Raw genomic sequence first — 27,000 nt, 5'->3', positions numbered from 1 at the left:
TCCGTGGCACCTGAGCCGGGCCCCACTTTTGCTTCCCTCGGGGTGGCCGCAGAAATCTGCGACGCTCTACACGACCGCGGGATTACTCGGACTTTTGCCATTCAGGAATTGACGCTGCCGTTGGCGCTCGATGGCACCGACATCATCGGCCAAGCCCGTACCGGTATGGGTAAGACCTACGGTTTCGGGGTGCCAATGTTGGACCGCATCTTCGATGACGCCCGCGTGCCTGAACCCAATGGCATTCCGCGTGGTCTCGTCGTGGTGCCCACCCGTGAGCTCGCCCACCAGGTTGAACATGATTTGGCGCCAGTGGCCAAGGAAGTCGGCCTGGACACTGTGGTCATTTACGGCGGTCGCCCCTATGAGGAGCAGATTGAGGCTTTGCGCAAGGGCGTCGATATCGTCGTCGGCACGCCGGGGCGTCTTATTGATTTGCACCAGCGCGGCGATATGGATCTGTCCCAGGTTGCGGTGCTGGTGTTGGATGAAGCCGACGAAATGCTGGACCTGGGCTTTTTGCCGGATATTGAGAAGATTCTGCGTGCGGTCCCCGATGAGCGGCAGACAATGTTGTTCTCCGCGACGATGCCTGGCCCCATCCTCACCCTGGCGCGTACTTTCATGAATCGCCCGGTGCATATTCGCGCCGAGTCCGGGGATTCTGAGGCCACTGTGCATGAGACCACCCGGCAGGTGGTCTTCCAGGCGCACCGGATGGATAAGGTGCCGGTGCTTGCCCGCATTTTGCAGGCCAATGGCCGTGGCCGCACCATTATTTTTGCACGCACGAAACGCTCCACGGCTGCTGTTGCCGAGCAGCTTGGTGAGCGTGGTTTCGCCGCGACTGCGGTGCACGGCGATATGGGCCAGCCGGCGCGTGAGAAGTCGTTGAAGGCGTTCCGTTCCGGGGATGTGGACGTGTTGGTGGCTACCGACGTCGCCGCCCGCGGTATCGATATCGATGATGTCAGCCATGTGGTCAATTACCAGGTGCCTGAGGATGAGATGACCTATGTGCACCGGATTGGTCGTACTGGCCGCGCTGGTCATTCCGGTACTGCGGTGACTCTGGTGGGCTGGGATGAAGTGCCGCGCTGGATGATGATTAATGACACCCTGGGGCTGGAGATCGGTGAGCCGCCGCAGTGGTTCTCTAGCTCGCCGGAGTTCCTTGACGCTCTGGATATTCCCGAGTCCGCCGGCGAAAGTGTCGGCCCGGCGCGCCCGGTGCTTGGTGCCCGCCCGAAGGATCGTCCCGGTAGTCATGGCGGCCACGCTGGCCGGGGTGGCCGTGGTGGGCATCGTTCTGGGGGTTCGCGAAATGGTGGCGGCCGTCGCCGATGAGTCGTGATTGGCTCATTGCGGCCGGTGTTGCCGCTACCACCCTGGGCATTATTGGCATCACGTGGTGGGGCGCTCCGGCGCGCCATGTGGATCATGTGGTCGCGGCTGAACCTGCGGTGGCGGTATCGGTTGCCCGTGGGGAGCCCCCGGCTGGGGTGCGTGAGGCGTGGGTAAGCGATGACGCGGGTCTAGCCGCCCCGTCGCGTGGTTCGAGCACTGTGTTGCTTTCCGACGTTGATGGCGTGCGCGGGGTGCACCCGTATACCGGGGAGACGGTGTGGAGTTATCACCGCGATATTGATTTATGTGCGGCCATGCAGTCGGAGAACCGGTCAGTGGTGGTGTTCGATGGCCCTGCTGGTTGTGGCGAGGTTGCCTCGTTGAATTCCAGTGATGGCAGCTATTACGCCACTAGGCGCTCTATTGGGCCTGCTGAGGTTGCTCCGCTGTCCTCGGCGCAGCGGTCGGGGGTGTGGTCGCATCAGCGCGCTGAGTTGTGGCGCGGTGATTTGGTGCGCACTGTCGAGTTCGGGGAGAACCCGGCTCCCCAGGAGGCGAATTTCCAGCCGTGGCCGGAGTGCACCATTGGTGATGCGCTCACGCGTGAGTACACGCTGGCGGTGGTGGCGAACTGCCCTGATGGGGCAACCCGGGTGGGGGTGCAGACTACTGAGCCGGAGGATTCGCGGAAGCCGGAAATGGATGGCGAGTTCTCGGTGACTGGCCCGGCCCGCCTTGTTGCTGTGGCCAAGGATGCGGTTGCGGTGTACCACGACGGCGTGGTGAGTGTGCACCGGCCGAATGGTTTACGGATCGGTGGTTTCGATATTCGCGCCGCCGATGTGCAGCCGGGGCCTTCCCGTCGTGCGGATCAGGTTGCCACGCAGGGCCATACGCTGTGGTTTACCGGTTCTGAGCTCGTCGGGCTGCGACAGCCGGATTTGCAGGAGCAGCTGCGCACCCCGGCCATTGGTACCGGGGATGTGTGGGATGAGCAGGTGTTGGTGCCGGTAGCAGGCGGTATTGCGGTGGTGAACTGGGATGGCACTGTTGAGCGCACAATTGCTGTGCCGCGTCCGGCAGAAACCACCCGGGTGGACCTGCGGGTGGTGGGCTCGGCGATTATCGAGTGGCGTGACGGCAGCGTCGTTGGGCTTGTTGGGCTTTAACGGCCGTAGTTTTCTGCGGCCCAGTCCACGGCCTTTGGGCTGAACACGCATGCCAGTACGGCCAGTGCTGTCAGGCCGGTGATGGCGGCGAGTACAAGGGCCTGTGAGGTGAACATGTAGTAGGCCACACCGAGCAGGCAGATATTGAGCATCACGATCGGCCCGCGGCCCCAGCGTCGGTCGCGTAGCAGCGAGATAGCGCCGACGAGTACGGCGCCGAAGATGATGATGAACCACAAGCCGGTTCCCCATCCGGAGATCACGGCGAGTTCGTCTTCGTAGCCTTCCACATCACGGATGCCGAGGAAGATGCCGTAGCCGATGCCAATCACGCACTCGACGACGGCGATCCACGCGGCGATGATGACAGAACGCGGGGCGGCCATGGGGGCAGTGGTTTTGCTGGCGGTGCTCACGCCGCCCAATCATATCTGCACCGTAGAGTGGCACGCGTGCGAGCCTTACTGATTTCCAATCCAAACTCAACGTCTATCTCTGATGAGACCATGCGCTATGTGGTGCCGCCGCTGCTTGCGGTGCCCGGCTTGCAGTTGCTGTCCAAGCACACCGCCTATGCCGGGCATGCCACTGATATGTGCCGTGGTCTTTCTCGTGCTGACTACGACGTTGTGATCGCTATGGGTGGTGACGGCACTGTCAATGAGGTCGTCAGTGGCCTATTGGGTTCGGGCCCGACAAGCGAACGCCCCGATTGTGAGGATCTGCCGGCGGTGGCGGTCATTCCGTCGGGAAGCGCCAATGTGCTTGCCGGTGCCTTGGGTATCCCCCGGGACAGTGGTGCTGCGGCGCGGTTGGTTGCGCACCTATTAGCTGAGGAAGCTACTCGCACGATCTCTGCGGGCCGGGCTGATTCCACCTGGTTCATTGTGAACGCGGGGTTGGGAATGGACGCTGAGGTCATTCACAATATGGATACGCTGCGCGAAAAGGGGGTAACCGCTAATCCGGCGCACTACGGGGTCACTGTGCTGCAGACCTGGCGGCAGTTGCGGGGTAACCCTCCTCAGCTTTCGTGCCGTGCCGACGGTGAGGTCATTGGCGAGGGACTGGCTATGGCGGTGGTGTCCAACTCGAATCCGTGGACTTTTGTTGATGCGCTGCCGGTTGTCACCAATCCGCACACCACTCTCGATGGGGGACTTGGGGTGTGGGGGTTGACCACGATTGGCAGTGTGCGCGGTATCGCCGCGCTGGTGCGGTTGGCGGGCGGGCCCCGCTCGTGGGACCCGCTGAACAGCAAAAAGTGTTCTGTTGCCACTGATAATGCCTCCAGTGTGGTCCTTGAATCTGAGCGGGAATTGCACTTCCAGGTCGACGGTGAAGCTATCGGTAAGCGTCGCCGGATTGAGGTGGAGGCGGTGCCGCGGTGTATTCGGATGGTGGCTCCGCCGGCGCAGCGAGATTTCGCTGCTACTGAGGCAAAGAATCCGTGGTGGGTGCCGGTAACACGGCGCTTGCGGTCTGTGGTTGGGCTCGATTCTTCGTGTTGAGTACCCCACCGGGCGACGCTGTGGGTGGTGTGGCTCGGGTTGGGAAGTGTGAACTCAAAAGGCAAATCAGGATCCCTGAAGGCCCCCTCATTTATTACCCCCATCTGCGCCAAACTTAGGCTATCGTAACTTAATCTTTAATTTGCTTCTCGTCGTTAAGGCGCTTACCTGGGGTTGTAACCCAGCGTTTAACTAAATGTGAGCTTAAACACAATTTGGTCACTAACTCTTCACAACGCCGGTTTTGCGTGCCACTCTTCTAAAGGTCCGCAAGAGGAACACATCACGTCGCACTCTTGCACAGAGAATTCCGAAAGCCCCGCACCCTGCTCGACACGCCAGTCCGGCGGTGCCGGCTTTCCCGCACACCGGCCCACGCGCCGCGGTAATACCCGCGACCGAAGCTTGCCGGGATTACCCACCCAGTGATTTTCAAGGAGTATTACCTATGGATTGGCGCCACAAAGCAGTCTGTCGCGAAGAAGACCCCGAACTATTTTTCCCGGTCGGCAACTCCGGCCCGGCCCTGGCCCAGATCGCCAAGGCCAAGGTTGTCTGCAACCGCTGCCCTGTCACCACCCAGTGCCTGGCATGGGCTCTGGAAACCGGCCAGGACGCCGGAGTCTGGGGCGGCATGAGCGAGGACGAGCGTCGCGCCCTGAAGCGCCGCCGCAACCGTGGCCGTACCCGCCGCACCCGCACTACCGTCTAAGCTTGTAGTACTCAACGGATAACCTCCCCAACAACTCCAGGAGACTCATATGAGCAAGCGCGGACGTAAGCGTAAGGACCGTCGTAAGAAGAGCGCCAACCACGGCAAGCGCCCCAACGGCGCCTAAACACTGCCCTTTTTGGCAGAAACGCTACTGGCCTGAACATCCACCACGGATGCTCAGGCCAGTAGCGTTTTTCAGCTAGTTACCAGCGATATTCAGTACGCACATACGTCACCCGAATCCTGCGGCTAATCCGCGACCGCAGGCCGTCGGGAGCTTGCGCTGTACAACACCGCTGCAATAACCGCTGCAAAACTGCGTCTTGCTCAAAGGTCGCCAAACACTCCGGGCATTGCTGGGTGATGCGCTCAACCTCGCGAGCCACCTCAGCGGTGCACTCGCATTCCAGCAAAGCCATCAGACGAGCGCGCAGCTCAGCGCAATCGTGGTGCTGGGATGAATCAGTCATCTGCCTCACTGCCCTTCCACGGTGTCAGCGCCGGGCCCGTCGGAATCACCCGCAGCACGGATAAAACCGCGCTCCTGGGCCACTCCTGTCAACGACTCGCGCAGCTTTTTTCTTCCCCGATGCAGCCGAGACATCACAGTGCCAATCGGGGTACCCATAATCTCAGCGATCTCCTTATACGGAAGCCCCTCCACATCGGCGTAGTACACCACCATCCGATTCTCCTCCGGCAATGCCTCCAAGGCCTGGCGGATCTCATCGTCGGGAAGCGACTCCAAAGCCTCCACCTCAGCTGAGCGCAGCCCCGTCGACAAATGCGAGGCCGTCTGGGCGATCTGGTGGTCCGTGATGTCATCGGTGGCGAATTCAGCAGGACGACGCTGAGCCTTGCGGTAATCATTGATATAGGCGTTGGTGAGGATGCGATACATCCACGCCTTCAAGTTCGTACCCGGCTTGAACGAATGAAAACCCTGAAAAGCCTTGATATAGGTCTCTTGGACCAAATCCTCAGCATCCGACGGGTTCCGCGTCATCCGCAGCGCAGCGCCATAGAGCTGATCCAGCAATGGCATCGCCTGCTCCTCAAACCGGGCTGCGCGCTGCTCATCGGTCAGCTCAGCCACAACGGCAGGGACATCCCCATTATCCGCTCCGGTCTTCGCATCGGTCATAGTCAGCAGTCTAACGACGCCACCACCCCCGGTACCCAATCCCTACTCGGCAGGCCCCTCCAGCAACTCCGGGCCCTGCGCACTGGCATTGCCGACGGCCCTGCTGACCGCCCGGATCGAAAAATCAGCAACTGCCGCAGCCGAGACAGGACGACGCAGCTCATCGACATCGGCAGTGGTGCCATAGAGCCAGGTGGCGCATTCCTCCGGCGGCAATACCCGCGGCATCCGGTGATGCAACCACGCCAACTCCCCCACCGCATCGGTGGTGATAATCGTGCACGAGTACCCCTGCCACCAGGGCTCCCACAGGCCAGCTAAAAACACCACCCCGTCCTTAGGGGACACGAAATACGGCTGCTTATCGCGCCACTCATACCACCCATCGACAGGCACCAAACACCGCTGCCGGCGATAGGCCGAGCGAAACGACGGCTTCTCAGCAACTGTCTCACCGCGGGCATTGAACAGCGTCGACGTCGGCAACTGCTTCGCCCAGGAAGGAACCAACCCCCACCGGGCACCGATTAACGCGGTAGAGCGCGCCGCGTCTTTGGTGGCCGATAATGACTCCGCCACCGCTACCGGGGACTGGCCAGCCCACGGCAGCAAAACCTGTGCCGGCTCAGTCGGGGCGACGTTAAACCGGGCCGGGGCTTGTGCACGAACCTCAATATCGGCGATACCAGGCACGACCCGCGCGCACTCAGCGAGGTCCGCACCGACGGTAAAAGAAACAAAACGTCCACACATACAGTCCATGGTGGCCCAAAAAGCACCCAAGGCATCACGAAAGCTCCCCCGATGGGGAACAATGGGGGCGTGAATCATCCCCGTACAGACGAGTACTGGTCCGCGCCCACCGCGGACGGCCCGGTCACGGCCACTGTGACGGTCCCCGGATCGAAATCGATCACCAACCGGGCTCTCATTATCGCCGCCCTATCGTCAACGAACTCGACGATCCACGGAGCCTTACGCTCCCGCGACACCGACCTGATGATGTCGGCACTGCGCAGCCTGGGCACAGTCATCCACGACAGCTCCGATTCCACTGGCACCGCCGACCGCGCCATTCGCGTCGAACCCCGCCAGATGCACGGAGGCACCGTCCACTGTGGCCTCGCCGGCACCGTGATGCGCTTCGTACCTCCCGTGGCCGCTACCGCCACCGGCGAGGTCTTCTTCGATGGTGATGAAGAAGCCCGGGTGCGCCCCATGGGAGCCGTCCTCGACGCATTGCGTGAACTCGGCGCCAATGTCGACGGTGACCGCCTACCGTTTACCGTGCACGCCGGGGCCGACCTGGGCGGCACCGTCACCGTCGATGCTTCCGCCTCCTCCCAATTCATCTCTGGGCTACTTCTGGCCGGGGCCAGCTACAGTCGCGGATTGCACCTCATGCAGTCCGGCAATGTGCCCTCCCGCCCGCATATTGATATGACCCTGGAGATGCTGCGCGAAGCCGGTGTGGTCATCGACGAACCCCGTCGCGGAGAATTCCATATCGCACACCAAGAAATCCGGGGCCGCGAATGGCATATCGAACCTGACCTGTCTAATGCCGCACCGTTTTTAGCGGCCGCCGCAGTAACTGGCGGGCAGGTCACCATCCCCGACTGGCCTGAACACACCACCCAACCGGGCGACTCCATCCGGCGCATCCTCACCGCAATGGGGTGCACCACCCAGATCCGCAAGCACGGGCAACGCCGCGACCTCGTCGTCACCGGCCCCGACACCCTGCAGGGTATCGAGCTCGATATGGGCGATATCGGCGAAATCGCCCCCACCGTGGCCGCTATGTGTGCCCTGGCGGCCACACCGTCCCGGCTGACCGGCATCGCCCACCTACGCGGCCACGAAACCAACCGACTGGCAGCACTTGTGCGCGAGATCAATCGACTAGGCGGCGCGGCCGAAGAGCTCGAAGACGGCATTGCCATCACCCCAGCAGACCTCCACGGCGGGCATTGGCGTTCCTACGCCGACCACCGCATGGCCACTGCCGGCGCCATCATTGGCCTGAAAGTGCCGATGGTGCAGGTACAAGACATCGCCACCACCGCTAAAACCCTCCCCGGCTTCGAAATCCGCTGGGCTGAGATGCTGAACTGTTCAGCCGCAGGGGAGGTGACCGACCCTGAGTAGACGGCGCAGCGAATGGGACGAATCGGACGCAAAATTCCGCCGCCGACGCGGCTCGCGCCCGCGGACGAAGGATCGACCCAGCCATGACGACGCGGTCTCCGGCATGGTGATCACCAAAGACCGCGGCCGTTGGGGCGTCCACCTCGACGACGGCACTGTGGTGACCTGCATGCGGGCCCGCGAACTCGGCCGGGTCGCCATTGTCGTCGGCGACCGCGTCGGCGTTGTTGGCGATACCTCCGGCAAAGAAGGCACCCTGGCGCGGATTGTGCGTCTGGATAAGCGTTGCTCAGTGCTGCGCCGCACCGCCGACGACACCGACCCCTATGAGCGCATCGTCGTCGCCAATGCCGAAAAACTACTCATCGTGTGTGCCGTGGCCGACCCGCCGCCGCGGACCGGTTTCGTCGAACGCGCTCTCATCGCCGCCTACGCCGGCGGAGTGGACCCGGTGTTGTGCCTGACCAAATCTGACCTGGCCGACCCGTCCGAATTCGCCGCCGAATTCACCGACTTGGACGTCCCCGTCATCGTCTGCGGTGTCGACGATCCTCTCGACCCGGTACTCGATGTCACCCGGGGCACGATCACCGCACTCATCGGGCATTCTGGGGTCGGCAAATCCACACTGGTAAACCGACTGGTGCCCGACGCGGACCGCGCAACCGGGGTTGTCAGCGGAGTCGGCAAAGGCCGCCACACCTCCACCCAGACTGTGGCCCTTGCCCACAACGACGGTTGGATTATCGACACCCCCGGTATCCGCTCCTTCGGGCTGGCCCACATCACCCCAGAGACAGTACTGTCCGCCTTCCCTGACCTGGAAGAACACTTAACCGCCTGCCCGCGCGGATGTACTCACCTCGGCCCCCCAGCCGACCCCGAATGCGCTCTCGACACCCTTGACGGCACCCCTGGCCGCCGTGCCTTAGCGGTGCGCGAACTCATCAGCGCGGTATCCACCAAAGATGGTTGGGAGTTAGACATTGACCGAGACTAAACAGGACCGCGCAGCACAGCGCCAACGGCATTCCGGACTGGACCTATCCGCGCTGGTGCGGCTATGCATCATCACTTTCATCGTCGGTGTGCTCACCGGCCTTGCTGCCGCAGGCCTGGTATGGGTCCTGCACATCATCGAAGGCTTCGTCTACGGCCAACACGAAGGCGAACTCAAAGTCGTCACCGAAGGCACCGAACCCCTACAGCGGTTCATCGGCATCACCATCGCGGGTCTTATCGCAGCCCCAGCCTGGTACGCGGTGCGCCGCTTCGGCCGCCCCATCGAATCAGTCGAAGATGGCATGAAGGGCACCCGGATGCCCGTCGTGGAAACCACCGCCAACGCCTTCTTACAGATGGCGACGGTCGCCGCTGGTGCCTCTGTGGGCCGTGAGAACGCCCCACGTGAGCTAGGTGCGATGTTTGCCAGCGGTATCTCGCACAAGCTGGCGCTGAACTCCGAGACCACCAAAGTCCTCGTCGCTGCGGCCGCCGGCGCTGGCCTGGGCGCGATTTACCACATCCCACTAGCCGGGGCCGTATTCGCGCTGGAAATCCTGCTCACCACCATCACCGTGCGCGCCGTGATGGTGGTGCTCGCGTGCTCCGCTATTGCGACGGTGACCTCCGGCATCATCGTCGGCACGCAACCGCTGTACTCCACGATCAGTCTGACCGAAGGCTTCGGCAACCTCTCCGGGGCCATCTTCGTCGGCGTGCTGCTGGGCGCTAGTGGCGTGCTTTTCCGACGGGTGACCGCGCAGGCACAAGACGCCGCCCCTCGTGGAGCTGGGGTGCTGTGGCAGCTGCCCCTGGCGTTCATGTTCGTGGGCCTGATCGGCATGTGGGTGCCCGAAGTACTCGGCAATGGCCGCAATGCTGCTACCCAGGTCCTCGAGGACAACCCGGCCTGGACAATTATCGGCATTCTCATGCTGGCCAAACTGCTCGCCGTGATTTTCACCCTGCGCTCAGGCGCCGTAGGTGGCCTGCTCACCCCAGGTTTCGCAGTCGGCTCCATGGCCGGCTACCTGCTCGGCGTTCTCGCGCAGCCACTGTTCCCCAATGTGCCGCCGACGGACTTTGCGCTGATGGGCGCCGCCGCGTTCCTCTCAACTGCGATGGCCGCTCCCCTGTTTGCGCTGATCGTGACCGTCGAATTCACCGGGCAACCATCATCGGCCTACCTTGCTCTATTCCTCGCCGCGGCGACTGCGGCGCTGACCGCCGAGTTCATCAACCACGGCAAATTCGACCAGGTCACACTGCCGTGGAACCGCAAGACCGGCGCCGAGCAGGAGCAGCCAGACACTGATGATGCGCCCCAGCCCGGCGGGTCCCGGCCGATATCGAAGGACTAGGCAGCCAGCGGCTGCTAGGCGGCCAGCGGCTGGGACTCAACCGGGTTCGGCGCCAAATGCTCCATCTGGTCACCGCGACGACGACGGCCCAGCAGAATCTGGAAGGCCTCCTTCGTGGTCGGTCGAACCTTCTTCAATAGCCGCAGACCAGTACGCAGGCCCTTACGCGGGTGCGCTAGCGGGTCCAGTACCTCCTCGATAATCGGGTGATTATCGAATGCGGCATCCGAACGGACCTCGGGGGCATTGCTCTTATCCGCAGCCATCAGCTGCGGCGGCAGAGTCAGTTTCAACAAGGTGCGCTGGACCTGCAGGAACTGTTCGAAGAAAGAGCCAGTGTTATACGGCAGGTCGTAACGGTCGCAGATATCGCGGACCTTCTTCGCCGCATCAGCAAGCCGGTTGGACGGCATATCCGGGAATAAGTGGTGCTCAATCTGGTAATTCAGGTTGCCGGAAAGCACAGAGAGCAAGAACCCGCCATGGAAATTCGCGCTGCCCAGCATCTGGCGCAGGTACCACTGGTTATGGTCCTCGTTTTTGTACTGCTCCTTGGTGAAGGTCTCTGCGTCATCAGGGAAGTGCCCGCAGAAAATCACTGCGTAGGCCCACACAGACCGAATCAGGTTCGCCATCGCATTGGCCTTAGCGACCTCGCCATAACGACGCCCAGCCAAGGTGGGGAACAGCAGGTAGTCCTTGACCACCTGATTACGTGATTTTTGGATGACCTCAATGAGCTGGGGCTTGGCCTCAGACCAGTCCTTTTTGCCACTGAATACGCGGCCCAATTCGACGTCATAGAACGCCACTGCCCACTGGAATAGTGACGCCAGGATGACATTGACCGCCGGTTGGGCGAGGTGCTTGGGCTGCCAGGGACGGTCCCGGGTCACGCGCAGAATGCCGTAGCCGACGTCACTGTCCATGCCGATGACGTTGGTGTACTTGTGGTGCACGAAATTATGCGAGTGCTTCCAGCCAGATGCCGGGCACGCGTTATCCCATTCCCAGGTCGCGGAGTGCACCTCCGGGTCGTTCATCCAGTCCCACTGGCCATGCATGGTGTTGTGGCCAATCTCGAGGTTCTCAATGATCTTCGACAGGGCCAGTGCGGAGATGCCGCCCCATTTCAGCGCCCGCTTGCCTGGGATGAGCAGGGCCAGGCGCCCGCCGACTTCAAGGCCGCGCTGCACTCGGATGAGGTTTTTGATGTAGCGCACGTCGCGCTCGCCGAGATCATTGCGGATATCGGCGTAGATCTGGTCAAGTTCGGCACCGATGGCGGCAATATCCTCATCGGTGAGGTGGGCATATGAGGCGATGTTGGTAATAGCCATGAGAATTGTCTCCTGTGGAATAAGAGCAGCAAGGACAGAACATCAAGAACGCCGCCTGTGCGGTCCCGCAGTGCCTTTACCGGGCCCGCATGGCTGGCGGGGCCGGGGTTATGGCGCGATGACGACGTCTCCGGCGGGCACGGTGACGCACACCCGCACTCGGTCGCCGGCTTCGTGGGTATTGCCGGTGCGGAGGTCGCGTGCGGTACCGCCGTCGAGTTGGCGCACGCAGGTGGCACAGATGCCCATCCGGCAGCCATAGGGCAACTGGATGCCCGCCTTCTCCCCCGCTTCGAGGATCGTGGTGGCACCGTCAACTTCAATCTCGCCGCGACCGGGGAAGCTCACCACCCCGCCAGCAGCGGTAGTGCTACCGCGGTCGAGGGTGAATCGTTCACTGTGTGCACCGGGGATGACGCGCTCAATATCATCAAGCATCGCGGTGGGCCCACAGGCGTAGACCTCGCGGTCGTCGAGGTCACTGATGAGGGCGGGCAGGTCGTCGGCACGCAGGCGACCTTCGGTGCTGGTAATACGCAGCCGCAGGTCATAGCCGGGCTGCTGGCGAGCCAGTTCATGAAGCTCTGCGGCGTAGAGCACCTCGGCGTCGGTACGCGCAGAGTGCAGGTGGATAACGTCGGGGAAGGACGCTTGGGCGGCTAAGTGCCGCAGCATCGACATCACCGGGGTGATTCCAGTACCGGCGGTGATGAACAGCAGTTTGGCCGGGACTGGTTCCGGTAGGTGGAAATCCCCGGCCGGGGCGGCCAGGCGCACCACGGAGCCAGGGTGGGCATGAGCAACCAGGTGAGTGGAGAGCCGACCATCCGGGATGGCTTTGACGGTGATTACAAGATTGCCGTCCTGCGGGCCTGGTGGGCAGGTCAGTGAGTAGGAGCGCCAGACGAACTGGCCGTTGACGCGCACCCCGATGCCGATATGTTGGCCGGCGTGGAAATCGCTGGGTACTCCCCAGCCGCGACGGATAACCAGTTCGGCAACATCGTCGGCGGGGTAGTTGACGGCGATGATCCGGCCGCGCAGTTCACGGGCGGACCACAGTGGGTTGACCAGCACGGTGTAGTCGTCTGGCAGCAGTGGTGTCGACAGTGCGGTAAATCCGCGGCGCACCCATTGGCTAAGACTCATTGATGCCCCTCACGTAGGTTACGCTTTAGTAGGTTACGGTGGCGTAACCTTGGGGGCAAATTGAATGTACGAAACTAAATTAATTCCAGTAACACTGGTAACTCACTGACGTCGTACCAGGCCAACTCGAGTTCTTGAGCATCACCAACGGTCAGCTCCGCGTCCTCATCGCCAAGGTCAGCCTTGTCGACTTCTGGAAGCGCAGTAGCCACCAGCGACTCCGCCGCAGCGACATCCACATGCACCGAAGACACCTTGGCCAACGGCACCGCACCGGCAATGCGCACCACAGTCTCCCCCATCTCGGGGTCTTCCGTGGCGTCAACATCGGCGGCAACCACCACTCGACGGTGCGGAAAATCCCCGTCGTAATGAGTCAACAGCCGCAGCGACGCCAATGCCGCGTCGGTGAGGGCAACGTCGGCAAGCTCATCCTCATCGGCGTCATCGAAGAAATCCCGCACCTGCTGCGTCACCGCAAAACCCCAGCCACGCAGCGGAGTGATATCGCCACTATCGCGCAAGTGCTCAAGCATCTCGCAGGTCGCCGGGATATAGACGCGCATCAGAATTCGCCTTCAAGCTCGAATAGGCCAGTGATTTCCACCAGTGCCCGGTCGAACTGCTGGAAGAACACGCCCACCAGCCCGTGCTCAACGGCGCCGTGGATATTGACAATCGAGTCATCCACTAACACGCAGTCATAAACCGGCAGGCCCAGGCGCTCAGCGGTGATATCGAAAATCTCCGGCTCGGGCTTTTCCGCCCCAACCTCGCCGGAAAGAACCACTGTGTCGACCACACCGGATGTTTCTAGCTCGCGGATATGGTCCGCGCCCGATCCACCGGGATCATTCGACAGCACAGCAGTAGCTACACCATTCTTGCCGGCAGCGCGCAGCAGTTTGCGCCACCGTGCCTGTTCTTCTTCAGAACCATCCAAAACGCCGCAATAGTCCACGATCAGTCCTCGCATGCAGACCACTGTAACCGCGTCAAGGTGCAAAGGCTTGCTCCTACTGTCACAATTCGTCATGACCGCACCAGATGTCTTGGGGGGAGACAGTCTTGCGAAAGGATTCGGCCACTCTCGTGCCCGCCGCGGGTTTCCAGATTCTGCACCGCCTTGGGCCACCGCAACCAGATGCCACGGCAGCACAACAGCACGCGCGCCCGCTTGCCGACGATGGCAGCACCAGCGACAAAGCCGCTCGCGTGGTGCACCCATGCCCGGTGCCGCGCAACCCAGAACTTAATGCCCAACTCACCCGCGTGTTGAACCTGGCCTTTGACGTGCTCGCCGGGCGCCGCCCGGACACGGTTTTGCGCCAGATCCCGATCTCGTCGATTGTGCGCGCTGGCCTGACCACCCGGCTGCGCCGCGGCGGCATTAAGGGCTCGGCCCTGCACTCGCTGCATACCGACCCGCGCCGGTGCGGGACGGAGGCGCATTTTGTGGGCACGTGGGGCACACCAAAAGGGGTGCGAGCGCTCGCAGGCCGTGCTGACCGGGAGCCCGGAGGCACCTGGACAGTCACGGCCTTGCGACTGATCTAGCTACGAGAAGGTGTAGCGGCAGCGCTACTTGCGGCGCTTGCGGCGCTGCGCCCGGTTGCCCGCACCGCTTTCGCGGCGGGCATGGGCGGCACCGTCCTCACCGGGGCCAGATAGGGTCATCTGCTCCGGCTTGCGCTCAGCCTCCATCTCGGGGGTGACAACGCGTTCGGTCACGCGGTCCTGCTCGCTATTAGCGCGGGCTTCCTCGGCGTTCTTGACCTGCTGGCGCACCAGGAACAGCTGCCGTAGCGACTCTTCCTTAATGCCGTCCATCATGGCCTGGAACATGTCGTAGCCTTCTCGCTGGTACTCCACCAGCGGGTCGGCCTGGGCCATGGCGCGCAGGCCAATGCCTTCCTTGAGGTAGTCCATCTCATAGAGGTGCTCGCGCCACTTCCGGTCCATCACATTCAAGATGGTGAAGCGCTCCATGGCGCGCATCTGCTCCTCGCCGCTGAGGGAAGAAACAGCCTCCTCGAGTTCGGCGTACTGGCCGGTGATGTCGTCGTGGACGGCCTTGCGCAGTTCACTATCGGACAGGTCACCTGCGGCGTCATACTCGGTGCCGTTGACCAGATCCTGCCACTGCATTGACGGGCCATACAGGGCCTGCAGGGCGTTCCACAGTTCATCGAGGTCCCAGTCTTCGACGTAGCCTTCGGCAGTGGCCCCGTCGACGTAGGCATCGACGACCTCATCCATCATCGACTGCACCTGGTCGCGCAGGTCCTCACCGTCAAGAATCCGGCGCCGCTCGGAGTAGATGACCTTGCGCTGCTGGTTCATCACCTCGTCGTACTTGAGAACATTTTTACGGATCTCGAAGTTCTGGCTCTCCACCTGCGTCTGCACGCTCTTAATGGAGTTGGTGACCAACTTGGAGTCGATCGGCACATCATCGGGCACGTTGAGCGTATTCATCAGCGCTTCCATACGTTGACCGTTGAAACGCACCATCAGCTCATCGCGCATCGACAGGTAGAACCGGGTCTCGCCCGGGTCACCCTGACGGGCGGTACGGCCACGCAGCTGGTTATCGATACGCCGGGACTCGTGGCGCTCAGTGCCCAGCACGTAGAGGCCACCACATTCGCGGACCTCGTCTGCTTCCTTCTCGGCGGCAGCGCGCACCCGGGCGATCTCATCATCCCAGGCGGCCTCGTACTCATCCGGGGTTTCCACCGGGTCCAGGCCGCGGGCACGCAGGTTGATATCGGCAATAATGTCGGGGTTGCCGCCCAAGACAATATCGGTACCACGGCCGGCCATATTGGTAGCCACGGTCACAGAACCACGGCGACCAGCCTCGGCAATGATCTCGGCTTCCTGTTCGTGATGCTTCGCGTTGAGCACGTTGTGCTTAATGCCAACGCGCTGCAGCAACCGGGAAAGGTACTCCGACATTTCCACTGAGGCGGTACCGACGAGCACCGGCTGGCCGTTTTCGGTGCGCTCGCGGATATCCTCCACCACCGCAGCGAACTTGGCTTCCTGGGTTTTGTACACCAAGTCCGGGTGGTCCTGGCGCTGGTCCGGGCGGTTCGGGGGAATCGCCATCACGTCGAGGCTGTAAGTCTGGTGCAGCTCCGAGGCTTCCGTCTCGGCGGTACCGGTCATGCCGGCGAGCTTGTCATAAAGCCGGAAGTAGTTCTGCAAGGTGATGGTGGCCAGAGTCTGGTTTTCCTTCTTAATCTCCACCCCCTCCTTGGCCTCAATGGCCTGGTGCATGCCCTCGTTATAGCGGCGACCATCGAGCACACGGCCGGTGAACTCATCGACAATGAGGACCTCACCATTGCGGATGATGTAGTCCTTATCGCGGGTGAACAGCTCACGTGCCTTAATGGCGTTATTGAGGTAGCTCACCAATTGGGAGTTCTCCGCGGCATAGAGATTGTCGATGCCCAACTGGTCCTCGACGTAGCTGACACCTTCTTCGCGGATACCGACGGTGCGCTTGCGTTCATCGACTTCGTAGTGAATATCGCGGCGCATGCCGGGCACGATCTGGGCGAACGCCAGGTACCACTTCGGGTCGCCATCGGCGGGGCCGGAGATAATCAGCGGCGTACGCGCCTCGTCGATCAGGATCGAGTCAACCTCGTCGACAATGGCGTAGTGGTGACCACGCTGCACCAGGTCATCGAGGTTGTGCGCCATATTGTCGCGCAGGTAGTCGAAGCCGAATTCGTTATTGGTGCCGTAGGTGATGTCGGCGTTATAGGCCTCGCGGCGGGCAGCTGGGCCCTTGCCGGAAAGAATCACGTCGGTCGATAGCCCCAAGAAGCGGTGCACACGACCCATCCACTCCGCATCGCGCTTGGCGAGGTAGTCGTTGACCGTAACGACGTGCACGCCCTTGCCTTCGAGGCCATTAAGGTAGGCCGGCAGCACACAGGTAAGGGTCTTGCCCTCACCGGTTTTCATCTCGGCGACGTTACCGAAATGCAGGGCTGCACCACCCATAATCTGCACCGGGTAGTGCTTCTGACCGAGAACACGCCAGGAGGCCTCACGTGCGGTAGCGAACGCCTCCAGCAGCAGGTCGTCGAGGCTTTCGCCTTCTGCGATGCGGGTGCGGAACTCCTCAGTTTTTAAGCGGAGATCCTCGTCGGACAGCTCCGAGTACTCGTCTTCGAGTTCGAGAACCTGATCTGCGATGGACTTGAGGCGCTTAACAGCGCGGCCTTCGCCGACGCGGAGCAATTTGGACAACGAGAACACGGGAGGTGACCCCTTCCGACGTGGAGTGATGACTGCCTAAGTATAAGGGCGAACCCCCGGCCCAGCACCTGGCCCCTTGCCAGGCGCGTGTTCCGGGGGTGTGGACTAGACGTACGCAGTGATTACTCGGCGCCCTTTTCGGTCAGCGTAATCAAGCCGTAGTCGTAGGCGTGGCGGCGGTAGACCACCGACGGCTGGCTGTTTTCTTCGTTAATGAAGAGGTAGAAGTCGTGGCCGACCAGCTCCATTTCCGACAGTGCAGCATCGACGCTCATCGGGGTGGCCTCATGCTCCTTGGTGCGCACCACCTGGCCGAGCTGTGCCTCTTCGACCTGATCCTCATACGGGTCAGCCTTCACAGCCTCATTCTTGGCTTCCTCCACCAGGGCAGCGGTAGCTTCGCCCACGGAGATAGGTGCCCGGTGGCCGGAGCGGCTGATCTTGCGGCGTGCCTTCACCTTGCGCAGGGAACGATCCAGCTTGCCAAGGGCGGTCTCAAGGGCAGCGTAGAAGCTGTCCTCCTTGGCCTCGGCACGGGCAAGGTGGCCCTTGCCGGTGGCTGTGATCTGAATGCGGTCAGTGCGATCGCCGCGGCGCGGATTCGGCTCGTGCTGCAACTCGACGTGGAAGAACGTCAAAGTGGGGTCGAGGCGCTCAATTTTCGCGAGCTTGGACTTCACTCGCTCGGCGAAGTGTTCCGGGACCTCAACGTTGCGGCCGGTGATGGTCACCTGGGCGTTGGGGCTGAGGGTCTCGTTATTGTCAGCAGGTGTCGACACGTGCTTCCTACCTCTGCGTTGGGCCGTCGTGCGCATCGAACCGGATTATTCGACGCGATCCCGACGACGTTGTGCACTTCTAAGAATACCGCCCTGGGTGCCCCCGATGCCATACCCAATATGACAATCACAACGACGCAGGCTCCCCCTATTTAGGCGTGCGCAAAGACCAGCGCAGATGCCACCTGCACCCCCGCCGCACGCAAGACTCGCGACGTTTCGGCGACAGTCGCCCCCGTAGTGAGCACGTCGTCAACGAGGATCGCGTGCGCATGATGGGCGCGACTAACCGCTGGGGTAAGTGCGATATTTCCGGCCAGATTACGACGCCTCTGATCCGCACTCAGGCCCACCGAATCTATCGCGCCACCAGTGGTTTTCACTGCTCGTACCACTTTTAGATCGGTGTGTTTCGCCGCCGCGATTGTGCAGGCATACGCCACTGGGTCTCCCCCACGCCGGCGTGCCGACCACACCCGCGTTGGCGCCGGAATAAGCACCACAGGCTCCACCCTGGGATCTGGAATCTCGCCCTGCGCGGCAAGTCTGCCCACCGCCGCAGCTAATACCGCACCCATGACATTGCGGGCCGCACGGTTGCCATGCTCCTTAGCCGCAAGCACCACATGTTGGCGTTGGTGGGCATAAAGCCCACAGGAAAACACCGGCACCCCAACTACCACACGTGGCGAGATCGGTGCCGGCGCCGCAGCGAAAACAGCCCGGCAGTCCCGACACACCGTTGCCACACCGGCCATATTGCATCCCGGGCAGCGCGCCGGACTGATCAGGTCAAACAGCGCGCCAAACCCCACCATCGCCTGGGCCTACTCGGCGGTCACCGGGGCGGCACGGCCCGACACATGCGGTACCGGGCGCCAGAATTGCTGGTCCCCCTCGTCGCTGACCAACTCCATCAACGCATTCTCATCGAGGGCGAAAATGCGTGTCGACGAAGCCGCCACCACAGTCACCGGGGCAGTCAGATTCACCTTCGGCACCATATAGTTCGATGACCCATCAGGCTGCACCCGCCAAATCGGCGCCTCCGTACCCCAGGCGCCCACCAGAATCGTCGAATCCGGCGCCCACGCCAACGACAGCGGAGCGGTGCCCTCCGGCAGCGAAATCTCCCGGGGCGTCACCAACTGCCAGGGCCCCTTCGTGGTTTGCACGATGGTGGCCAAGACAAGCTTGCCGTCGATAAGCAACGCCGCCTGGGTGCCCGTCGGGTCGATTCGCAGCTCGGAGATCTCGCCGGTAAAGCTATCCAGCGCAGAAATATCGACTTCCTCACTGACCAGGCCCGATGATGCCGAGGACCACGCTATCCGGCGCACCTCATCACCATCTCGCACCGTCCACACCCCTGATGCCCCAGGCGACCAACTCGGGCGAGTCAAGGTCTCCCCGGACAAGGGGCTTTCCGCCTGCTGGCCTGGGCGCCCCACATAGAGCTGCGCAACCTTGGTCTGGCTGCCTTCGGTACGAGCCACTGCTGCATAAATCTCATCACCAGTGACATCAATACCCATCGCCGCGGATACCAAGAATGGTTCACCAGCACCCCACGGGCCTTCGCCGATCTCAACGCCTTTATTGGTCACGGTGTAGAGCGCACCGTCGCCAAGAACCCGCAGATTCGACCGGTCAGCCGGGCCTTGTTCGGGGTCATAAGGCTTAATCTCGGTGGAATCCCGAGTCCAGTTCTGGCCTTGGCGCCCCAATAGTGCACGGCCATCGACAGTGATACTCCACGGGCCGCGCTGCCCCGCTTTCGAAAGGGTCCACACGGTCTGCGCGGCCAACAGTAATTGCTGACTATCGTCGAGCTGGCCGACGTTGGCGTAGGAGACCTGAGTGACCGGCTCATCAACCCCAGTCACCTCCACCGAAGCCGAGGCCTGCAGCGACGTGCTCACACCACGGGCCATCTGGGGGCGCGGCCCCCGACGCAACAAATCCAGCAATACGGCCTGATCAGTTTCGGTGCCCTTATAGATCCAGCGCCGGTCCGGCACCAAGTAGTTGCCGGTGGGATCAACGAAATACAAATTCCGGGCGATATGCGTATCAGTAAAAGACTGCCGTTCCATGACAATGCCGTCCGGCAAGCCGTCGATAAGCCACTGGCCAGAGGGGTCTCGCACCATAGCAATATCGCCCCGCCAAGTGCCGCCGGACTGCTCATAGGCCCCGCCGCCGCGGACCTGCCCCAGCACCTTCGCCGAAGCCGAATACACCGCCTTACCGGCCCCAGCATCATCAGACGCGAGCACATTAACGCCCTCGACGACCAGCGTGCGCCGGCCCGGATTCCAGTTGGCATTGGCCACCGGGGTGAGGAATGCGCGCGCAGCGGCGTGGTCATCGGTGGGGTGCGCCATGGCGGTAATGAAATCGCGCAGCACCAAATCCGGGGCGATATCAGGCCGCGGCACCGGAATATCCATGCTGCGGGACCGATCGGCGAAACTACGCAAGGCCTGCGGATCAGAATTGGTGGGCAGCGAGGTGCAACCACTCAACGTCAACGCAGCAACAGTCATCGCCGCGAGGAAACGCCGAAAGTGGCGCGGGGTGGGTGCGCTCATTGCTGCGGCTCCTCGGGAATAGCAGTGTCTGGGTCATATTCCGGGTCAATAACCGGGCCGTTGCTGTGCGGGCCGGCGCTGTCTAGCTCAGCGCCTTCCGGTTCAGCGGGCTCGGACTCGGCGGGGCGTTCTGGTTCAGCGTCAGGGTCGATGGGATGAGGCGGCGCGTCGAGAGCCAACGGCGGCTGGCCAAGAGGCTCACCCGCCACCAATGGCAGGGTAAGCCGGAAGCGCGAACCCCCGCTGGGAAAGCCGTGGGCGTCGAGCGTGCCACCGTGCAGCATCGCGTCTTCGCGGGCAATCGCCAAACCCAGGCCGGTGCCGCCAGTGCGCCGCTCACGGGACGGGTCAGCACGCCAGAATCGGTTGAAGACCAACTCCTCCTGGGAGGGCTTGATGCCCACGCCGTGGTCAGTAACGGTGATACCCACCGCGGTCTCATTGGCCGCCATATCGATATCGATGGGTTTGCCCTCCGAGTGGTCGATGGCATTAGCCAACAGGTTGCGCAGCACCCGCTCCACACGACGGGTATCGACCTCAGCCAACAGTGGTTCTTCCGGCAAGTGTTGCCGCACCTCGGCACCAACATCGCGGGCCACAACAGTCAACGGGGCCATCGCGGCGGTGACGCACTGGCGCAGGTCAATACGCTCGGCCGACAGTTCGGCCACACCAGCGTCGTGACGCGAAATCTCCAGCAGGTCGTTGAGCAGCATCTCGAAGCGGTCCAGCTCGTCGATCATCAGCTCAGAGGCGCGCTGGGTGGTCGGGTCGAGATCCTCGGCACCATCGGCAATGAGGTCGGCGGCCATCCGCACCGTGGTCAGCGGTGTGCGCAACTCATGGGAAACATCAGAGGTGAACTGGCGCTGCAAGGAGCCGTACTCCTCCAGCTGGCGGATCTGCTGGGAGAGCGATTCGGCCATCAAGTTGAAGCTCACCGCCAGGCGAGCCATCTCGTCCTCACCCTGAACAGTCATACGTTCACGCAGATGTCCACGGGCGAAACGTTCCGCGATCTTCGCGGCCTGCCGCACCGGGGCAGTGACCTGGTTAGCGAACAGCCACACGATGCCGATGAGCAACAGAATCATAATGAAGGCCGCACCAGCGAAAAGGCCACGCACCAACGACAAGGTGGACTGCTCCGCCGTCAGCGGCATGATCAAATACAGCTCAAGACCATTGATATCGCTACTGACTGGGGTGCCAATAATGAGGGCGGAATACTGATCATCGGCGCCGTCGATGGTGGCGTACTGATAACTAACTTGGTTCTGCTGGACGAAGGCACGCAATTCCTTCGGGATTTGCAGATTCCCCGGCGAGGACACAATAGAACCCGGGGTGTCCCCAGGGGCGATCAGTACCGGCTGGTAGACGGCCAATAAACCTTGATCACCGGTCTCATTGCGATCCACCAGGGCTTCCCGCACCACATTGAGCTGGGCCTGCAAAGTATCCGCAGACAACTCACTGACCTCTTGCTCCACCGTGATCCGGGCACGGTCAATTTCCTCATTGGCAACAGCGAGTTTCTGGTCCAGCAATCGCGACGTAACGATGGAGACCAAGCCGACACCCACAACACCGACGACAAGGCTGGTGACAATGAGGACCGGGATAATCACCCGGGCCTGCAACGAGGTGCGCCAAACAGTCCTGAAATAGCGGAACCCCGAGAAAAACCAGTCCCTCGAGGCCCGTCCCAAACGGGACACCGAACTACTCCCCGGTCTTGTAGCCAACACCGCGCACGGTCAGCACAATGCGGGGATTCTCCGGGTCGCGTTCAATCTTCGAACGCAGCCGCTGCACATGCACATTGACCAGACGAGTATCCGAAGAGTGGCGGTAGCCCCACACCTTCTCCAACAGTTCCTCACGGGTGAAGACCTGCTTCGGCTTCGACGCCAGGGTGCACAGCAACTCAAATTCCAGCGGGGTCAGCGCGATTTCTTCACCGCCGCGGGAAACCACATGGCTGGGCACATCAATGCTGAGGTCGCCGACCTCAATGACCTCGCTGGGCTCATCGTCTTGACGGCGCAGCCGGGCCCGGACTCGAGCAACGAGTTCCTTGGGCTTGAACGGCTTGGTGACGTAGTCGTCGGCACCGCTTTCCAAGCCGAGCACCACATCAACGGTGTCGGTCTTGGCGGTCAGCATGATGATAGGCACGCTGGAGCGTTCCCGAATCGTGCGGCATACGTCCACACCGCCCATGCCGGGAAGCATCAGGTCGAGCAGAATGAGGTCGGGGTCCTCACGTTCAGCCGCTGTTACTGCTTCCGCACCATCGCCTACGACGACAGTGGCAAAGCCCTCCCGTTCGAGGACCATATTCAGCATTTCGGAGATGGCGGGGTCGTCATCCACCACGAGAATTTTCGCGCTCATAACCCTTTAGTCTAACCAGGACGGCGGCTACCGGTTCATCTCGGCCACAGCGGCCAGGACTTTCCGGGCGGAATCAGCGGTGCTCTCCTGCGCCGCCACCTTTATCCACGGGCCGCCGAACTGCGCGTCGGCAAGCTGGCGATAGGCCGCTGCCGTGCGGGACTGCAGGTCCGCGTCCCGCTCGTAGCGGTCACGAGTGCGGGCAGCATCGGCGACCTCCCGGCCAGCAGCACGCTGGGCCGCCAATTCCACCGGGGCCTCCAGGTAGACCGTCAGCTGCGGGCGGGGCAGCTCAAAGCGACCAAATTCCAGCTCCTCAAGCCAGCCGATAATGGTGGAGTCCATTGTGCGCGCCAAGGTATAGGCCACATTCGACGCCACGTACCGGTCCAACAGCACCACATCGTGACTGTCCACCGCACTGGCCAGCGCACCGCTGCTATCCCGGCGGTCGAGAGCGAAGAGCAACGCCATCGCCCACGCCGAGTCGGCGGTATCGCCAAGCCTGCCGTGCAAGGCGTCATCGGCCAGGTCGGCGAAAAGAGTTGCGCCGTAATTGGGGAAACCCAGCCGGGTGACGGTTTTACCCGCCGCAGTGAGCTGGTCGTGCAGCTGTGTGGTCAGGGTATTTTTGCCGGCGCCGTCGATACCTTCGATCGCAATAATCATCATTAGTACCGGTAGTGCTCGGGCTTATACGGGCCCTCGACATCGACACCGATGTATTCCGCCTGTTCCTTGGTGAGCTTGGTGATCTCGCCGCCGAGGGCCTCCACGTGGGTGCGGGCGACCTTCTCGTCGAGAATCTTCGGCAGACGGTGCACACCGGTGCCGTACTCCTCAGCGCGGGTAAACAGCTCAATCTGGGCGATGGTCTGGTCCGCGAAGGAGGTGGACATCACAAACGACGGGTGCCCGGTGGCATTGCCCAGGTTAAGCAGGCGGCCCTCGGACAGCACGATGAGGGACTTGTCCGCACCGTCCTCATGCGGGAAGACGTACTCGCACACCTGCGGCTTAATCTCAATGCGGCGCACATCGGAGCGGCGGTGCAGCGACTGCATATCGATCTCATTATCGAAGTGACCGATATTGCCCAGCACTGCGTGGTCCTTCATCCGGCGCATGTGCTCGAAGGTGATGATGTTCATATTGCCGGTGGCAGTAATGATGATGTCTGCGGTGCCGACGGCCTGTTCCACCGTGGTGACCGGGAAACCATCCATCAGTGCCTGCAGGGCGTTAATCGGGTCGGCTTCGGTGACCTGGACGCGGGCGCCCTGGCCGGCCAGTGCCTCCGCGCAGCCCTTGCCGACGTCACCATAGCCGCAGACCAGGGCGGACTTGCCGCCGATGAGCATGTCGGTGCCACGGTTGAGGCCGTCGATGAGGCTGTGCCGGGTGCCGTATTTATTGTCGAATTTCGACTTCGTCACCGCGTCGTTGACGTTCATTGCCGGGAACGGCAAAATGCCCTCCTCAGCGAAGTGGTAAAGGCGGTGCACACCGGTGGTGGTCTCCTCGGTGACACCACGCACGGACTTCGCGGTGCGCGTCCACAAATCGGGGCGGTCCTTAGCAACCCGGCGCAGCATGTCGAGGAAAGCAACGTATTCGTCGGGATCGTCGGCCTCGGCGGGCGGAACGACACCGGCTTCCTCGAACTGCAGACCACGGACGACGGCCATGGTGGCGTCGCCGCCGTCATCGAGAATCATATTGGGCAGCTGGTCGCCCCAGTCGAAAACGCGCTCCAAGCACCACCAGTATTCCTCCAAGGTTTCGCCCTTCCAGGCGAAAACCGGCACCCCGGTGGGGTTATCTGGGGTGCCATCACCGACGACGACGGCTGCGGCGGCCTCGTCCTGGGTGGAGTAGATATTGCACGATGCCCACCGCACTTCGGCGCCGAGTGCGGTCAGGGTTTCGATGAGCACCGCGGTCTGGACGGTCATGTGGATGGAGCCGGCGATGCGGGCCCCGGCCAATGGCTGCTCGCCTCGGTATTCTTCGCGCAGTGCCATCAAACCGGGCATCTCATGCTCGGCGAGGCGAATCTGGTGTCGGCCGGAATCGGCCTGGGTGAGGTCAGCGACCTTGTACTCGAACATGGGGCATCCTGTTTCCACTCGACGGTGTTGCGATGCCCAAGGCTATCTGAATAGCGCCGGAGTTCTTCACACACTCATTATTTTCTCCGGGTAGATCTCTGACCCAGCTGTGCTATCGTGACGATACCGTAATTCAACCGTGATGCTATTGGGGCGTCCACCGAGGGAGGGCCATGAGGCGCGCAACCACGCTCACCTGCCTAGCAGCAGCGCTTGTCGGCTCCGCCTTCATTACCTCGTGCAGCGATAACGTGGTCATTCCGGAAAAGGCCGGCAATTCGTCGCCGGCGCCGTCCACGACGCAGACAACCCCGCCCACGACGTTGAAGACCACTCCCCGCGACGTCGACGCTAATACTCAGCCCGACGCTGATCCGTTCATGCCGCCCCACGCGGTCATCCCGGATAATCGTCCGCTGCCCACAGCGCCGCCGGCACCTGTGCGCCCCAGCTACACGCCGCAGCCGAATAGCAGCACCCCGTCGGTAACTGAGTCCACGCAGGCACCGTCGACAAGCCCGTCGACGAGCCCGTCGACAACACCGGAAGAAACGCCCACCAGCGCGCCGATTCCCGAGCCGAAACCCCCAGTGCCGCTGCTGCCGGTGAAACCGGCGGAGCCGGAAAACCCGTTCCCGGACTTCCGCAACGCCCCTGAGCCCACCGAGCCCACCGAGCCGCCGGAACAACCCAAGGGCGAACCGGACGGCGAAGCCGATGATTCCCCGGCGCCGACTACTCCCCCGTCCTCCAGCAGAGGCAGCCTCAGCTAAGCAGGCAGCCCCTAGGCGGCGGAGTAGCCCTTAGGGATAGTTGCAATAAAGACCTGCGCGCTACCCAACGCGGTCACCCCAGCCGACTCACCATGCGGCAGCCACATCGCCTGGCCCTGGGACGTCTGGGTAGCACCAATGCGGGCTTCGCCCTCAGTCACCAGCACCATTGCGGGACCACTGGCGGTGACAGTATGGCCCTGCCCCACACGGGCCGAAGAGATCTCAAACTCCCCAACTGGAGTTGGGTAATGGCACAACTGGCCTTCGCACTCAGGGTCAATCACCGGGTCAGCCACCGTGCTAAACGTCAATACCCGCAGCAGCTCAACCACATCGACATGCTTCGACGTCAAACCACCGCGCAGCACATTATCCGAGCTGGCCATGATCTCCACCCCCATACCACCGAGGTAGGCATGCAAATGGCCTGCAGCAAGGAAAATGGCCTGGCCGGGCTGCAAACTCACCCGGTTTAACAGCATTGCCGCCAGCACCCCAGAATCACCGGGATAGCGCTTTGCAATAGCCGCCGTGGTCTTGGCGACCTCACCAATCCAACCGCCGCCGGTGTATTCCGCGCAGCGCTGGCGCACGGTCTCCACCAACTCGCCTAACACTCGTCCCGGCAGGGTCAGCCAGGTGGCGAATAAGCACCGCAGACCCTCATCGTCATCAAGCACCACCGTGTAGTGGTCCAACTCCGGGATCGCCAGCTCAGCAAAGAGTTCACGGGTCTGCTCCACCGGGCGGAAACCCGCCAGGGCATCGAACTGGGTCAAGGCAATGAGCAGTTCGGGCTTATGGTTCGGGTCGCGGTAATTGCGCTGCGGGGCCGTCAGCGGCACCCCGGCGGCATCCTCGGCCTGATAACCAGCACGCGCCTGCTCCAACGTCGGGTGGGCCTGCAATGACAACGGCGCATCGGCGGCCAGCACCTTCAGCAAAAACGGCAATTCGCCCTCAAAACCGAGTTGGCCGGCCGGGTCGTCGGCAAGCACCTCAGTAAAAGGGCGACCTCCCACCGTCGACGGGGCAGAGGGGTGGGCACCAAACCACAACTCCGCCTGCGGGCGGGGGCTTGGCGTCGGCTGGCCGAGCAACTCGGCAATGCGAGTCCGCGAACCCCACGGGTAGGCCTGAACAGCAGGCTCAATACGCTCCATGACT

General features: G+C 62.2%; 27 protein-coding genes. 10 read left to right on the top strand and 17 right to left on the bottom strand.

All coding sequences use genetic code 11. The features are described 5' to 3' along the window. The first annotated feature begins 3 nt into the window (after positions 1 to 3). Both KRX51_RS02730 and KRX51_RS02725 read left to right on the top strand, forming a co-directional pair. Entirely contained in the window at positions 4 to 1,347 is a 1,344-nt protein-coding gene (locus KRX51_RS02730; RefSeq protein WP_218361409.1) for a DEAD/DEAH box helicase, read from the top strand. Beyond that, a complete protein-coding gene (locus KRX51_RS02725; RefSeq protein WP_218361408.1) occupies positions 1,344 to 2,516 on the top strand; it encodes a hypothetical protein in 1,173 nt (390 codons plus the stop codon). Before KRX51_RS02730 ends, KRX51_RS02725 begins: the two co-directional genes overlap by 4 nt. Here the strand turns inward: KRX51_RS02725 and KRX51_RS02720 are convergent. Then, a complete protein-coding gene (locus KRX51_RS02720; protein ID WP_370624992.1) occupies positions 2,513 to 2,932 on the bottom strand; it encodes a hypothetical protein in 420 nt (139 codons plus the stop codon). The two genes, KRX51_RS02725 and KRX51_RS02720, sit on opposite strands and share 4 nt — an antisense overlap. Positions 2,933 to 2,968: 36 nt before the next feature. Here KRX51_RS02720 and KRX51_RS02715 point away from each other — a divergent pair, with 36 nt between their 5' ends. From KRX51_RS02715 to KRX51_RS10300, 3 genes are all read left to right on the top strand, one after another. Continuing rightward, complete coding sequence (locus KRX51_RS02715; RefSeq protein WP_218361407.1) at positions 2,969 to 4,027, top strand: diacylglycerol kinase family protein; 1,059 nt, start codon at positions 2,969 to 2,971, stop codon at positions 4,025 to 4,027. Between the two features lie 448 nt (positions 4,028 to 4,475). Continuing rightward, positions 4,476 to 4,739 (top strand): WhiB family transcriptional regulator, encoded by a 264-nt coding sequence (locus KRX51_RS02710; RefSeq protein WP_218361406.1) that lies wholly within the window; start codon positions 4,476 to 4,478, stop codon positions 4,737 to 4,739. Between the two features lie 49 nt (positions 4,740 to 4,788). Next, positions 4,789 to 4,866, top strand: coding sequence for a 50S ribosomal protein bL37 (locus tag KRX51_RS10300; RefSeq protein ID WP_370625045.1), 78 nt, complete (start codon positions 4,789 to 4,791; stop codon positions 4,864 to 4,866). A gap of 79 nt (positions 4,867 to 4,945) precedes the next feature. On the opposite strand, the gene KRX51_RS02705 is transcribed toward KRX51_RS10300, so the two are convergent. From KRX51_RS02705 to KRX51_RS02695, 3 genes are read right to left on the bottom strand one after another with little or no spacing between them, the layout of a single operon-like run. Next, on the bottom strand, positions 4,946 to 5,212 hold the full coding sequence (locus KRX51_RS02705; RefSeq protein WP_218361405.1) for a mycothiol system anti-sigma-R factor: 267 nt from the start codon (positions 5,210 to 5,212) through the stop codon (positions 4,946 to 4,948). A 5-nt stretch (positions 5,213 to 5,217) separates the two neighbouring features. Next, positions 5,218 to 5,886, bottom strand: a complete 669-nt coding sequence (locus tag KRX51_RS02700; RefSeq protein WP_218361404.1) for a sigma-70 family RNA polymerase sigma factor — start codon at positions 5,884 to 5,886, stop codon at positions 5,218 to 5,220. Between the two features lie 42 nt (positions 5,887 to 5,928). Continuing rightward, positions 5,929 to 6,639: an SOS response-associated peptidase gene (locus KRX51_RS02695; RefSeq protein WP_218361403.1), complete on the bottom strand. Its 711-nt coding sequence runs from the start codon at positions 6,637 to 6,639 to the stop codon at positions 5,929 to 5,931. Between the two features lie 51 nt (positions 6,640 to 6,690). On the opposite strand from KRX51_RS02695, the gene aroA reads away from it, so the two are divergent. Genes aroA through KRX51_RS02680 form a run of 3 tightly spaced genes read left to right on the top strand, consistent with a single transcriptional unit; the run spans position 6,691 to position 10,400 of the window. Continuing rightward, entirely contained in the window at positions 6,691 to 8,037 is a 1,347-nt protein-coding gene (gene aroA, locus KRX51_RS02690; RefSeq protein WP_218361402.1) for a 3-phosphoshikimate 1-carboxyvinyltransferase, read from the top strand. Next, positions 8,030 to 9,037 (top strand): ribosome small subunit-dependent GTPase A, encoded by a 1,008-nt coding sequence (gene rsgA / locus KRX51_RS02685; protein ID WP_218362242.1) that lies wholly within the window; start codon positions 8,030 to 8,032, stop codon positions 9,035 to 9,037. The genes aroA and rsgA overlap by 8 nt, the downstream gene beginning before the upstream one ends. Then, positions 9,024 to 10,400 carry a chloride channel protein gene (locus KRX51_RS02680; protein WP_218361401.1) on the top strand — a complete coding sequence of 459 codons (1,377 nt, stop codon included), beginning with the start codon at positions 9,024 to 9,026 and terminating at the stop codon, positions 10,398 to 10,400. The genes rsgA and KRX51_RS02680 overlap by 14 nt, the downstream gene beginning before the upstream one ends. A 14-nt stretch (positions 10,401 to 10,414) precedes the next feature. On the opposite strand, the gene KRX51_RS02675 is transcribed toward KRX51_RS02680, so the two are convergent. The 4 genes from KRX51_RS02675 to KRX51_RS02660 form a co-directional block, all read right to left on the bottom strand. Beyond that, positions 10,415 to 11,740: an acyl-CoA desaturase gene (locus tag KRX51_RS02675; protein ID WP_218361400.1), complete on the bottom strand. Its 1,326-nt coding sequence runs from the start codon at positions 11,738 to 11,740 to the stop codon at positions 10,415 to 10,417. Between the two features lie 108 nt (positions 11,741 to 11,848). Beyond that, entirely contained in the window at positions 11,849 to 12,889 is a 1,041-nt protein-coding gene (locus tag KRX51_RS02670) for a ferredoxin reductase (protein WP_218361399.1), read from the bottom strand. Positions 12,890 to 12,963: 74 nt separating this feature from the next. Then, positions 12,964 to 13,455, bottom strand: coding sequence for a hypothetical protein (locus KRX51_RS02665; RefSeq protein WP_218361398.1), 492 nt, complete (start codon positions 13,453 to 13,455; stop codon positions 12,964 to 12,966). Continuing rightward, the gene (locus KRX51_RS02660) at positions 13,455 to 13,865 is read right to left on the bottom strand and encodes an HAD family hydrolase (RefSeq protein WP_218361397.1); all 411 of its coding nucleotides are present in this window, start codon (positions 13,863 to 13,865) and stop codon (positions 13,455 to 13,457) included. The genes KRX51_RS02665 and KRX51_RS02660 overlap by 1 nt, the downstream gene beginning before the upstream one ends. Before the next feature lie 116 nt (positions 13,866 to 13,981). On the opposite strand from KRX51_RS02660, the gene KRX51_RS02655 reads away from it, so the two are divergent. Next, positions 13,982 to 14,446, top strand: a complete 465-nt coding sequence (locus KRX51_RS02655; protein ID WP_218361396.1) for a hypothetical protein — start codon at positions 13,982 to 13,984, stop codon at positions 14,444 to 14,446. Positions 14,447 to 14,470: 24 nt separating this feature from the next. On the opposite strand, the gene secA is transcribed toward KRX51_RS02655, so the two are convergent. The 8 genes from secA to ahcY form a co-directional block, all read right to left on the bottom strand. Then, positions 14,471 to 17,170, bottom strand: a complete 2,700-nt coding sequence (gene secA, locus KRX51_RS02650; protein ID WP_218361395.1) for a preprotein translocase subunit SecA — start codon at positions 17,168 to 17,170, stop codon at positions 14,471 to 14,473. A 122-nt stretch (positions 17,171 to 17,292) separates the two neighbouring features. Then, positions 17,293 to 17,949 carry a ribosome hibernation-promoting factor, HPF/YfiA family gene (gene hpf / locus KRX51_RS02645; RefSeq protein WP_218361394.1) on the bottom strand — a complete coding sequence of 219 codons (657 nt, stop codon included), beginning with the start codon at positions 17,947 to 17,949 and terminating at the stop codon, positions 17,293 to 17,295. 152 nt (positions 17,950 to 18,101) lie between these two features. After that, on the bottom strand, positions 18,102 to 18,767 hold the full coding sequence (locus KRX51_RS02640; RefSeq protein WP_218361393.1) for a ComF family protein: 666 nt from the start codon (positions 18,765 to 18,767) through the stop codon (positions 18,102 to 18,104). A 9-nt stretch (positions 18,768 to 18,776) separates the two neighbouring features. Then, positions 18,777 to 20,543: an LpqB family beta-propeller domain-containing protein gene (locus tag KRX51_RS02635; protein WP_218361392.1), complete on the bottom strand. Its 1,767-nt coding sequence runs from the start codon at positions 20,541 to 20,543 to the stop codon at positions 18,777 to 18,779. After that, positions 20,540 to 22,267: an MtrAB system histidine kinase MtrB gene (mtrB, locus tag KRX51_RS02630; RefSeq protein WP_370624991.1), complete on the bottom strand. Its 1,728-nt coding sequence runs from the start codon at positions 22,265 to 22,267 to the stop codon at positions 20,540 to 20,542. The genes KRX51_RS02635 and mtrB overlap by 4 nt, the downstream gene beginning before the upstream one ends. 4 nt (positions 22,268 to 22,271) lie before the next feature. Beyond that, complete coding sequence (gene mtrA, locus KRX51_RS02625; RefSeq protein WP_218361391.1) at positions 22,272 to 22,946, bottom strand: MtrAB system response regulator MtrA; 675 nt, start codon at positions 22,944 to 22,946, stop codon at positions 22,272 to 22,274. 27 nt (positions 22,947 to 22,973) lie between these two features. Further along, positions 22,974 to 23,618, bottom strand: coding sequence for a dTMP kinase (locus KRX51_RS02620; RefSeq protein ID WP_370624990.1), 645 nt, complete (start codon positions 23,616 to 23,618; stop codon positions 22,974 to 22,976). Continuing rightward, the gene (ahcY, locus tag KRX51_RS02615; protein WP_218361390.1) at positions 23,618 to 25,057 is read right to left on the bottom strand and encodes an adenosylhomocysteinase; all 1,440 of its coding nucleotides are present in this window, start codon (positions 25,055 to 25,057) and stop codon (positions 23,618 to 23,620) included. Before ahcY ends, KRX51_RS02620 begins: the two co-directional genes overlap by 1 nt. A gap of 173 nt (positions 25,058 to 25,230) precedes the next feature. Between ahcY and KRX51_RS02610 the strand changes: the two genes are divergently transcribed. Then, complete coding sequence (locus KRX51_RS02610; protein WP_218361389.1) at positions 25,231 to 25,830, top strand: hypothetical protein; 600 nt, start codon at positions 25,231 to 25,233, stop codon at positions 25,828 to 25,830. An 11-nt stretch (positions 25,831 to 25,841) separates the two neighbouring features. Here the strand turns inward: KRX51_RS02610 and manA are convergent, their stop codons facing one another. Next, positions 25,842 to 26,996 (bottom strand): mannose-6-phosphate isomerase, class I, encoded by a 1,155-nt coding sequence (manA, locus tag KRX51_RS02605; RefSeq protein ID WP_218361388.1) that lies wholly within the window; start codon positions 26,994 to 26,996, stop codon positions 25,842 to 25,844. Positions 26,997 to 27,000 lie beyond the last annotated feature (4 nt).

The sequence above is a fragment of the Corynebacterium sp. TAE3-ERU12 genome (assembly GCF_019209905.1).
Lineage (GTDB): Bacteria > Actinomycetota > Actinomycetes > Mycobacteriales > Mycobacteriaceae > Corynebacterium.
This window is presented reverse-complemented; position numbering and strand designations above follow the sequence as displayed.

Excerpts from the sequence above, each read along its gene's own strand:
- mtrA (WP_218361391.1), bottom strand. The coding sequence starts at position 22,946 with ATGAGCGCGAAAATTCTCGTGGTGGATGACGACCCCGCCATCTCCGAA.
- manA (WP_218361388.1), bottom strand. The coding sequence starts at position 26,996 with ATGGAGCGTATTGAGCCTGCTGTTCAGGCCTACCCGTGGGGTTCGCGG.
- KRX51_RS02665 (WP_218361398.1), bottom strand. The coding sequence starts at position 13,455 with ATGCGCGTCTATATCCCGGCGACCTGCGAGATGCTTGAGCACTTGCGC.
- KRX51_RS02635 (WP_218361392.1), bottom strand. The coding sequence starts at position 20,543 with ATGAGCGCACCCACCCCGCGCCACTTTCGGCGTTTCCTCGCGGCGATG.
- KRX51_RS02695 (WP_218361403.1), bottom strand. The coding sequence starts at position 6,639 with ATGTGTGGACGTTTTGTTTCTTTTACCGTCGGTGCGGACCTCGCTGAG.
- KRX51_RS02620 (WP_370624990.1), bottom strand. The coding sequence starts at position 23,618 with ATGATGATTATTGCGATCGAAGGTATCGACGGCGCCGGCAAAAATACC.
- KRX51_RS02640 (WP_218361393.1), bottom strand. The coding sequence starts at position 18,767 with ATGGTGGGGTTTGGCGCGCTGTTTGACCTGATCAGTCCGGCGCGCTGC.
- KRX51_RS02670 (WP_218361399.1), bottom strand. The coding sequence starts at position 12,889 with ATGAGTCTTAGCCAATGGGTGCGCCGCGGATTTACCGCACTGTCGACA.
- KRX51_RS02705 (WP_218361405.1), bottom strand. The coding sequence starts at position 5,212 with ATGACTGATTCATCCCAGCACCACGATTGCGCTGAGCTGCGCGCTCGT.
- KRX51_RS10300 (WP_370625045.1), top strand. The coding sequence starts at position 4,789 with ATGAGCAAGCGCGGACGTAAGCGTAAGGACCGTCGTAAGAAGAGCGCC.
- aroA (WP_218361402.1), top strand. The coding sequence starts at position 6,691 with ATGGGGAACAATGGGGGCGTGAATCATCCCCGTACAGACGAGTACTGG.
- KRX51_RS02610 (WP_218361389.1), top strand. The coding sequence starts at position 25,231 with ATGAGGCGCGCAACCACGCTCACCTGCCTAGCAGCAGCGCTTGTCGGC.
- KRX51_RS02675 (WP_218361400.1), bottom strand. The coding sequence starts at position 11,740 with ATGGCTATTACCAACATCGCCTCATATGCCCACCTCACCGATGAGGAT.
- ahcY (WP_218361390.1), bottom strand. The coding sequence starts at position 25,057 with ATGTTCGAGTACAAGGTCGCTGACCTCACCCAGGCCGATTCCGGCCGA.
- KRX51_RS02660 (WP_218361397.1), bottom strand. The coding sequence starts at position 13,865 with ATGCGAGGACTGATCGTGGACTATTGCGGCGTTTTGGATGGTTCTGAA.
- KRX51_RS02725 (WP_218361408.1), top strand. The coding sequence starts at position 1,344 with ATGAGTCGTGATTGGCTCATTGCGGCCGGTGTTGCCGCTACCACCCTG.
- KRX51_RS02700 (WP_218361404.1), bottom strand. The coding sequence starts at position 5,886 with ATGACCGATGCGAAGACCGGAGCGGATAATGGGGATGTCCCTGCCGTT.
- KRX51_RS02710 (WP_218361406.1), top strand. The coding sequence starts at position 4,476 with ATGGATTGGCGCCACAAAGCAGTCTGTCGCGAAGAAGACCCCGAACTA.